We start from the raw sequence: 9389 nt of genomic DNA, 5'->3' as shown, positions 1-9389 counted from the left end.
GTCCAACCACCAAAAAAATTTATATAGATATAATTTAAATTTCTCTTAATTTAAAAAAAAAAATTTTTGAAAAATTTTTCTTCTAACTTTTTTTGAAACTTTACATTTCTCTTAAGTTAAATAAAAACGACTTGTAGCCATGAGTTATTGCCGTACGCATAATCCTTTACATTTCTCTTAAGTTAAATAAAAACTCTCTGAGCTGCTGTGGTGTAGTTCCATCAACTTCACTTTACATTTCTCTTAAGTTAAATAAAAACCATTTTAATTCCCCCTAGAATTTTTTGCTAAGTCTACTTTACATTTCTCTTAAGTTAAATAAAAACAGTTGCAACTACCAGTCCTACTGTATCAATAGATTCAACGGCCCTATCTGTCGACCTAACCAAAAACGCATCCAAAAATCACTAAAATCATTAGACAAATCGCACAAATATCATTGTACCGGCATTTTGCAAATCTGTCGATCTCCCAGGATTTTCTTCGTATCTTACATCGACAGATTCTTCTTTAGAATATATCCGACGTTAAATCAGTTAAATCCTGACCCATAAATTCTTTATCAAGCCAATCTTTATTTCTATTTTTGAATATAATCACTGAATCAACGTTCTGTCGAATCCATCTATCCAACTCATTCTTCAAGCTTTCAAGCTGGGACTTGGTTAGTTCACCTTCGAATACTGAATTTTGAACATGAGTTAAATACTTTTTACATATTTTGAAAACATGTCTACTTACTTTAGCACCTTGTTTATCCATTACGATATCGTAAACCAGAATCACATACATATCTATTACCATCCCATAACATAAGGCTCATAGGTTTCTCCTTCAACCAACGATCTTACTAATTTATAGCATTCTAATCGGATTAAATGTCTATAGGAAACATCCCTATGCAAGGTTTTATATCTAACTTTTTGTTTCATATATTTGTCGTATTCACTAACGATTATCCGTTTGGATTTTTCAGATAAGTAACAATAATTTGATTCCTTATTAAAGTCTTCCTCACTAATCATATTTTTATTTATCAGTGAGAAAATTAATCTATCAACTATCATTGGCTTAAAAATTTCAGATATATCAAGACATAATGAAAATCTTCTATCCATTGGACTATGTAGATAACTAATAGTCGGATTAAGCTGGGTTACATAAATCTCTGACAAACACGTTGTATACATTAATCCATTCAAAAATGAAATAAGTGTATTTACCATATTATCAGGCGGTCTTCTTACCCTTTTTGAAAAATCTACATCGGGAATAAAAACACTTTGCCATGATGCATAGTATCTCCTATGAATAGTACCTTCGACCCCCATTAGTTCTTCAACATCATGCACTTGATCTATTTGTCGAATTAATGATGTAATTTCTTTTATGCTATCATCTAAATTTCTCCCTCTTCTTTGATAATATTTTAGGTTTCTTAATAGATTTTTAGCAGCTCCTAAGACAAATTTTTTAGCATAATATAATCTTCTTTTAGGATCTGTATAAGCCTGTACCTGTTGAATTAAAAGTGTACCAGAAACATTCTGTTCTTTTGGATAAAATGATCCAGTATAAAAACCATAGTAATTAAAAAAATGAACCGGTATTTTCATTTGAGCAAGATAATTTAAGCACTTAGTATTAGTAGAAACCTCGCCAAACAAATAAATATCTCTGGTAACTTCAATCTTTAAATCTTTATACTTACCATCTGACCTTGTTAATCTAACCGTATTATCTTTACGTTCTAATTCTCCTGAAGAAAATAAATAATAATCTTCCATCGTAATCACCTAAGAAAAACAATACTCATAAAATGCACATGATTTACAAATTGGCTTAAATTGAGGCTTAGGTGGTGTTACTTGTTCACAAATTTGTTCAATTTCTGAGATATACTTCTCCATCTGCTTCTCATCTTCATCCGTATAATCAACCTTTACACATTTCTTAAGACGAGGATAATCTAGTAATCCTTTAGAGATATTTACTCCTTTCTTCCTTAAATAATAAATATAGTATTTCAACTGCCAAATAGCTGCTGGTTCGATTGCATCGCTTCTTTTAACTTCATGAATCAGTTGCCAATTTTCAACCATGTCAATATTGATCAAATTATCAATCATTACATGATGTGTACCATGCCCTTGATAACTAGTTCTATCTAATAGGCTCCCTAATTGAACACGTTCACTAGTTTGTTCAAATCCTATTTGATGTTGAAAAAGCCAAAGCTTTCTTTTACAAACAAAGAAATAGTTAACCATATTACCAGTAACTCGCATTTTATATTCTCCAAACTAGAAGATATTATCATCATCGTCAATCTCAGCATTTTTATTCTTATTATCGTTATATGATAGGCCAGTCATAGAATCATAATTGAAATCTGCTGGTAAGATGTTATATCCGACTTCATTTAATGCTTTATCTTTTATCCATCTATCTTGTTTTGAGACCTTATTAATTATATATAGGGGTATACCAACTAAATAATTATTAATTACCTCTCTTGCTTTAATCTTTTCTTTTACAAGGATCTGATGCTGCTTTTTGTACTCCGTTTGATCAAGAAAATCTTCTCTTCTTATATAATTATTTAGTGCTTTAGCAGCTGCCTCAAGTTTATCTTTATTTTCTAGAAATACTTGTTCAGGAATAATATCTATTGTGTTGATATTTCTAAAAGTGTTTACAACTTCTTCTTTTGTCTTGAGGTTATCTAAAAAAGTCAAATCATTTAAATAATCAATACAATCGTTGACCTTATCAATAAGCTGACAATTTTCATCTAATAGCTTGTCAGTAGTGTAATTCTCATCAATTAGCTTTAATTTATCTGATTCAGTTAAATATCCGTCAACTTGAGCTAAAGCTCTCTTAGATATTTCAAACAGATGATAATCTACAACAGAATGATATCTTTTATCGTCATATTCCTGCTTGCTTTCATGAATTCCACTTGTTAGCTTATCTCCACCATCGAAAACATAAACATTTGGTTCCTTACCTTCATAGTTACGCTTTCTATAGCATCTTCCCATTCTCTGAAAAAGGCCACACAATTCAGAAAGTTCTGTAATTAACATGTCAAAGTCTATATCTAATGATGCTTCAACGACTTGTGTACCTATCCAAATTCCAGAACTATGATTTTCTTTTTGTCCAAATTCAAGTATCTCTTTTTCTCTTTCATTTCGATCTTTTCGAATAAATCTACTATGAATTAAATGAACATCTGAGACCCCTTTTTGCTTTAGTTCAGAATATAGTTCCGTAGCAGATTTAACGGTATTACATACTACAAGGGTCTTTTGATGACGATCTAAATTAATTATGTCATCCGAATTAATTTGTTTGTGCAAAACTTTAACCTTATGCCGATGATTCACTTTAGGATCTAAGAATGGGTGTGGTGCTTGCTTAAATTCCAAACCATTGCTTTCCAACAAATCTATCAAAAATGGAGGTAATGTTGCTGTCATGATCTCGAATTTGCCGCCAAATTTTTGGATTTCACCTAACCCGTAAATCAAATATCCTAAAAGATCTGGAGAATACATTTGAATCTCATCAATTACCACCTTTGCATAAGCAAGAGTAGCAAGTTTAGGTTCATAATTTTTATAGTGATAAACAAAATTAAAAATTTGATCCAAGGTAGCAACAGATAGTTGCTTAGACCAACTCCGTTCTTCATTTACGAATTCTTCAAAGTTATCTTCATCATCAAATTTTTCTGATAATGCCTTAGCCATCATATCCGAATGAAGAAGTGCCAAATTTTCATGACTTTTATTTTGAAAAACAATTCCAGAAATTCGATCATAGATAGAATTGATCGCACTTTTCAGAGGCAATACAAAGAATGACTTAGAATTATCAAGCCATCTGAGCGCTGACTCGGTTTTACCTAGTCCGGTCTGACCGACTACAACGATACTTTCATTTCTATGATCATATGTATATTTTTGCAGTTCATTCCAATCAGCGACTGGATTTTTCTTATGCCATTCTTGAAGTATATTTTGACTCAAACATACACGTGATTTCGACTCTATTTCATAATGTCCAGAAGCAGCATAATCAATACGATTAAGCAAACCTTTTAGTATTACAAATTCATCATAAATTTTAGGCTCATAATTAGGGGACAATCTATGACTTAAATTACCAGTTAAATACTTACTATCTACTTTTGCTGGCTCTTGAGGGGGAATTGGAAAACTTGATTTTGAATAATCAAAACTAGCAAACTCTTTCTTTAAAGCTTCTATTTCATCCTCATAATGCTTCTCGTATATTTCAGAGAAATTACGTTCATGGTGCCACTTTATTGCAAAAATTAATGCTATGATTTGATCTTTAGTATAATGCTTCTGTAATTCATCAATTGGAAGCATCGTAATACTTAACAATGCATGCGGAATTTCACCTTTACAAAAGCTCTGCCCTGCTTTTACCTTTTTCTGAAAGCGTAGGTTCATTTTCCCTAAGTCGTGATAGCTACAAGCAATTTCTAAAAGCCGCCAATCGTCTTTACTACGAATATCTACCTGTTTTGTCATATCGTTAAATCGATCTTGACTAAGCCAAAAATTTTGAAATATATCTGGATAAGCTTGCTTTAATAAACTATATTGCTTTAACAAATTATTAGTATGTTCAACGATCGTCTCACAATGATTTCCTTCAGATTGGTCTAAAGATTTAGCTAAATATTCATTCATCCTTTCACACTTTCTATCTTTATGGTTAATATCGTATATTCTCGTAAGTTAAATATTGGAATCTCTAGAAAAACTATTACATAAGGCTTTATCACATCTGTCGATCTACTGGTAAAAACTGCTTATTGGACATCGACAGATTTTAAACTAAGAACACTACATTATTATCTTCATCAACGTAACTCTTATAAACCGTAAACCCAGAAGCATATATAACTTCAACTTTATTCCATCGACGTTGTGTCTGACCTTTTTTTATCGTTACCAGTTTATAGTCCTTATTTAAGTAATAATGCGTTCCTTTATATCCAATACCTTCATTTTCAAGACCGATATTTTCAGACATTTCAACTGGTATATACGCACCATGATTTACAGTTAAGTCTTCATCCTTTTTTTCTACATCAACGATTTTTACTTCTTCAAAATTTACCAAATCTTCTCGTCGACCTAGATTTGGAAACTCACGTGGATATTTTAGAGCATTGTATATATCTTCCAGTTCATTCTCATCATCAGGTTTAATATGCAATATTAGATTGACATCATACAATAATTGAACATGTCCGATTCCTCTACTAATCCCATATCCTTCAGCATTTAACTGATGCCTACCAGGATCAAATTTCAAACCATTTTTGAATTCATATCGTGTAAAGAAATCACTAGTAGTAGATACATATGAGCCTTGAACACTGACTTTCATTGGATGATACTCATGGAAATCACACAAGTAGTGAACCATACCAATTACCGTTGAAATGGGAGGTAATGGATAACTCTCACGAAACCCATGACTAGCTGGGACGCGATAATTAGCAGTTTCTTGATGCAATTTAACTCTAATTACCTTCATAATAATCAGCAACCTTTTTCTTTAAATCAGTCATAAACTTAGCTACTGTTACTGCATCCAATTTATCTTTAATTTCTTGGCTGTTGTTAAATGCACCATCTACAAAGCCGACACTAGTGTTTTCTTTAACTCTTGGATCATCTAAAATACTTTGAATTGATTCAATATCAATATTAGAATTTCTTACTTTGACGGCATTCTCAAAAATTGGATTCTTGATATCATATACTCCGCCTATAGCAAACAATGGCTTTAAATCTTCCCTGCGGCCTCTAATATCACGATACAAGTATTGAATTGTATCTAGTAATTTAGCAACACGGCGATTCTTTTCATTTGCATTTAAATTGGTGCCGTCATTGTCATCAACACCAATTTGATCCAAATCAACTGTTAGTGTGTACACATAGTATGATTGTTGAATTTCGGATTGGGCAATACTGTTACGAATCTTATTGTCGCCTGTAGCTTTACGAATTCTTTGAGCTAATGACATATTAGTTAAGAAATCAGTATCGCCTTCATATGGCTCTTGACTGATAGCATTTGAAAGACGTACCTTGGCAGATCTAATAGATGAGTTATTGCCCTTTTCGGTTTTCATATAACCAAAGAAATCAATTTCAGGGAAGTCCTTAATAGAAGCGTCTTTAGCAAATTGAATTACCTTCTTGTCGCCACTACCTTCGGCTTCCAAATTTGTTTCTTTCTCACCGAGTTGTTGCACAATATCATAACGAATAGCTTGACGTGAAATGTAAGAATATTGTTGACCATCTCCACGAGTAAGTTTCTTAAGGGATGCTACATTACCCAAACTTTCACCATAGTTAGCACTTGAAGCTTGAAAAACAATAGTTGCTGTTAAGCCCATTTTATCTTGTGTCATCTTTATATCCTCCACTAATTACTTATCTTGTTCAGCATTACTACTACCAATTAAACCTGCAATAAATGCAAAAGCATATTCTTTAAATACTTCAGTATTAGATTGAGTTTCAATAAAAATCTTAGGTACTGTCTTATCTAAATACAGATATGCATTAAGTAAGAGTTCCATAAATCTATCAGTACTATTAGCACGAATTGCTTCAAGCATCTTGTAAGCTAAGGTTTTAGCTTTGTTTTCATTGTCATACCCCATTCTTACGTGCATGCCGCAACCACGGGCTTTTGTTAATTTATCCTCTTCCACTTTCATAGGATTTTCACTCCTTCTATATTTATGTAATTCATTTAGGAACCAACCATTCATTCGAATCACTGTCATGATTTGAAAAGTATTGTAATAGCAGCCTGCTGTATTTCCAACTTTTAACAATTCCAATTCTTGGATAATGCTAAACAAGTTAGTATTGTTAAATAAACAGTTCAATACATTGTCCAAAATACTGTAATACCCTGCACCTCTAAAGTTACTAATTCCGGCATTATATAAATTAGCCAAATAGCTCTTTACTTCACCAGTTTGTTTTACTGTATATTTCTTTTCAACAGCTTTTATTAGTACTTTAGATGCAACGATCGGAATAATTTGAAAATTATAATGATCATTATTGTATGTAATTAATTGAATATTAGCTAAAGCAGCATTTTGACCGCTAGCTTCAGCATCCCTAAAAGCGGCTGAAAAAGCTCTATATGGACTAGTTTGAGTATTACTTCTAATATCTCTCATCATGCTGTTAAAAGTAGCATCATTCTTACCTTGCAAATTTCTAATCGATGAATTTTCGTTAATGAAGATTCCTTGACTAGCCATATTATAGGTAAATCCTGCTGGTACTAACGAATACAAGAATTGACATACTGGACAAATATACAGGTCATTTTTGAAGTTCCAAGCATTACTTGTTTTTCTGTTTAAGTCATAACCCATATCATTCAAAAAACCGTATGAATATTCCAACCTCTTTATTGGACGACCACAGGTTGAACATATATATTTGTCTTTAGAATGATCTTCTTGCAAATATTTCTGAACTGGTGCTACAAAATAGTTTTGATAGTCATCATAGAAATCAAGATTTTTAGCTTGAGGATTAAGAAAAGACACACCATTCCAAGCTTTATTAATTACTGTATAGCTCAGTGTTTTAGCCGGAAAATATTTTCTAGCCTGATCTGTACTAAAGTATTCAATTGCTTTTAACAATTGATTTATTAATTCCTGTAATATTTCCTTAGCTTCTTCAGGGCTTTCAGTTAAGAAATTCTTTTTATTTAGCGTTCGAATTTTTTTATTACAGTCTTTAACTTCTGCTTTAATATCATAATCACTATTAATAAATTTAATGACCTTTTTGTAACTAGCTGAATTAACTGAGTACTTTAAAACGTTATCAAACCAATCAGTTAGTTCTTTTAATTTTTTATTGTCAAAGTCTTTAAAGCCATTCTCTTTAAGAGACTTCAGGAAGTTTTCTTCACTGACAATTCTCCAGTATCTGGTTGCTTGACCATAATTTTTGATGAAGAAATTAAAATACAAGTCAGAAAAATTATCGAATACTTTAGGATCTACTTCTAAAGTATTTTCTTTTTCTTTATAACTTCCTCGATACCTTGGATTAGCTTTTAAGATTCTAGTTAAACCAACTATACCAGCATTTTCTAGCCAACTATTTATTCTAAAATCAATAGTCACAGTGCTTGTTTCACCCATATTATCACCGCCTATCTCTAAGCTAAACTAATCATCCCAGAAAAAGTCCCTGTCTTTTCGCCTAGGCCAGACTCTTGAATAAAATTTAATAATGTAGGATTACCTTCTAGTTCAAAAATTCCTTTAGTACATTCAATATTCAAGCCAAATGATTTACGCACTGTTTTTCGCATCTTTATCGGCTTAAATTTCAGTCCTTTGACTGTTGAAGCTAGCGACTCATTATCCCTTAGTTTGTTGAAGGTATTTCTGCGTAGAGCATCGTTAAACTCAGCAAGTCCTTCTTCAGTCGAATCATTAGGACACGAGATAAATCTTCCTTCATCATTTCGAATCACGATTGTAGACATTGTTTTAAAAATAACTCTGTCTTTGGTGATTTTAGGTAGTTCTATAGTGTAAAGTTTCTTTACATCAGCCAGATAACTGTGTCCAAAGGGTAGTTTTTCCGCATCTAAATGATCTAAATAAACAAACGAATTATAGAAATTAATTGCTAAATTTGTATTAGCAGTTGAAAAATATAATTTCATTTCTCCATTCTTATCTAAAACAATGTTGTCTTTAGTAAAAGTAGCATTCGGGAAAAATACACTAGTTGAGTAATTCTTTTGTGTAGGCTTTCCAAAAAGCTCTTTAAACAAAGCCGGATTTTCAGTTGAAAGTCCAGTTTTAATTAAGGACAAAATATAGGCATCGTAATCGATATTTATTTTGATTTCCTTTTCTTCCGAATTTTTGGGAAGAAGATGAATCGGTATGCCAAATCTCATTTTTAGCTCCTTTCATTTGTAATTATTTTTTTATTACACATTTAGTCTATCACCCTTTTCTATAATTACAAGGTTAGATTTTTAGAAGAACAAAAAATATGATCTCCATAAGCTAAAAAACTTAAGGAGATCAACATTCAACACAACTATTCTCATGAGTTAAATAAAATAAAAATGCTATAGTTACACTTTACATTTCCATTGGGATAAATAATAAGTCATAGCTATTATACCATTTAAAAATTTGAATGCTTTTTTCAAGATTCAACTCCAAAACAAAAAAGCCCCAACTGGGACTTTCTTCAAATATCTAATCTCTCAAAGCACGATTGCCAATATCATGGCGGTAGAAGCAATCTGGC

Annotated in this window: 8 protein-coding genes and 1 CRISPR repeat array; all 8 genes read right to left on the bottom strand. The window is 31.8% G+C overall.

The features are described from left to right. Positions 1-32: 32 nt before the first annotated feature. Positions 33-326: a CRISPR direct-repeat array (repeat unit 30 nt; unit sequence CTTTACATTTCTCTTAAGTTAAATAAAAAC). A gap of 184 nt (positions 327-510) precedes the next feature. Continuing rightward, positions 511-804 (bottom strand): CRISPR-associated endonuclease Cas2, encoded by a 294-nt coding sequence (gene cas2 / locus ACTHW2_RS07285; RefSeq protein ID WP_003627150.1) that lies wholly within the window; start codon positions 802-804, stop codon positions 511-513. Next, on the bottom strand, positions 798-1787 hold the full coding sequence (gene cas1b / locus ACTHW2_RS07280; RefSeq protein WP_023192832.1) for a type I-B CRISPR-associated endonuclease Cas1b: 990 nt from the start codon (positions 1785-1787) through the stop codon (positions 798-800). The genes cas2 and cas1b overlap by 7 nt, the downstream gene beginning before the upstream one ends. A gap of 9 nt (positions 1788-1796) precedes the next feature. After that, positions 1797-2288 (bottom strand): CRISPR-associated protein Cas4, encoded by a 492-nt coding sequence (cas4, locus tag ACTHW2_RS07275; RefSeq protein ID WP_025283809.1) that lies wholly within the window; start codon positions 2286-2288, stop codon positions 1797-1799. A gap of 15 nt (positions 2289-2303) precedes the next feature. Then, complete coding sequence (locus ACTHW2_RS07270) at positions 2304-4733, bottom strand: CRISPR-associated helicase/endonuclease Cas3 (RefSeq protein WP_003627154.1); 2430 nt, start codon at positions 4731-4733, stop codon at positions 2304-2306. A 142-nt stretch (positions 4734-4875) separates the two neighbouring features. Next, entirely contained in the window at positions 4876-5589 is a 714-nt protein-coding gene (cas5b, locus tag ACTHW2_RS07265) for a type I-B CRISPR-associated protein Cas5b (RefSeq protein ID WP_003627156.1), read from the bottom strand. Then, positions 5576-6478, bottom strand: coding sequence for a type I-B CRISPR-associated protein Cas7/Cst2/DevR (gene cas7i, locus ACTHW2_RS07260; RefSeq protein ID WP_023192831.1), 903 nt, complete (start codon positions 6476-6478; stop codon positions 5576-5578). The genes cas5b and cas7i overlap by 14 nt, the downstream gene beginning before the upstream one ends. Before the next feature lie 18 nt (positions 6479-6496). After that, entirely contained in the window at positions 6497-8254 is a 1758-nt protein-coding gene (cas8a1, locus tag ACTHW2_RS07255; RefSeq protein ID WP_003627160.1) for a type I-B CRISPR-associated protein Cas8b1/Cst1, read from the bottom strand. Between the two features lie 17 nt (positions 8255-8271). Next, positions 8272-9027, bottom strand: a complete 756-nt coding sequence (gene cas6, locus ACTHW2_RS07250) for a CRISPR-associated endoribonuclease Cas6 (protein ID WP_003627162.1) — start codon at positions 9025-9027, stop codon at positions 8272-8274. Positions 9028-9389 lie beyond the last annotated feature (362 nt).

Origin of the sequence: Tissierella sp. (assembly GCF_052089545.1) — a bacterium.
GTDB lineage: Bacteria > Bacillota > Clostridia > Tissierellales > Tissierellaceae > Tissierella_A.
This window is presented reverse-complemented; position numbering and strand designations above follow the sequence as displayed.

Excerpts from the sequence above, each read along its gene's own strand:
- cas2 (WP_003627150.1), bottom strand. The coding sequence starts at position 804 with ATGGTAATAGATATGTATGTGATTCTGGTTTACGATATCGTAATGGAT.
- cas6 (WP_003627162.1), bottom strand. The coding sequence starts at position 9,027 with ATGAGATTTGGCATACCGATTCATCTTCTTCCCAAAAATTCGGAAGAA.
- ACTHW2_RS07270 (WP_003627154.1), bottom strand. The coding sequence starts at position 4,733 with ATGAATGAATATTTAGCTAAATCTTTAGACCAATCTGAAGGAAATCAT.
- cas7i (WP_023192831.1), bottom strand. The coding sequence starts at position 6,478 with ATGACACAAGATAAAATGGGCTTAACAGCAACTATTGTTTTTCAAGCT.
- cas8a1 (WP_003627160.1), bottom strand. The coding sequence starts at position 8,254 with ATGGGTGAAACAAGCACTGTGACTATTGATTTTAGAATAAATAGTTGG.
- cas4 (WP_025283809.1), bottom strand. The coding sequence starts at position 2,288 with ATGCGAGTTACTGGTAATATGGTTAACTATTTCTTTGTTTGTAAAAGA.
- cas1b (WP_023192832.1), bottom strand. The coding sequence starts at position 1,787 with ATGGAAGATTATTATTTATTTTCTTCAGGAGAATTAGAACGTAAAGAT.
- cas5b (WP_003627156.1), bottom strand. The coding sequence starts at position 5,589 with ATGAAGGTAATTAGAGTTAAATTGCATCAAGAAACTGCTAATTATCGC.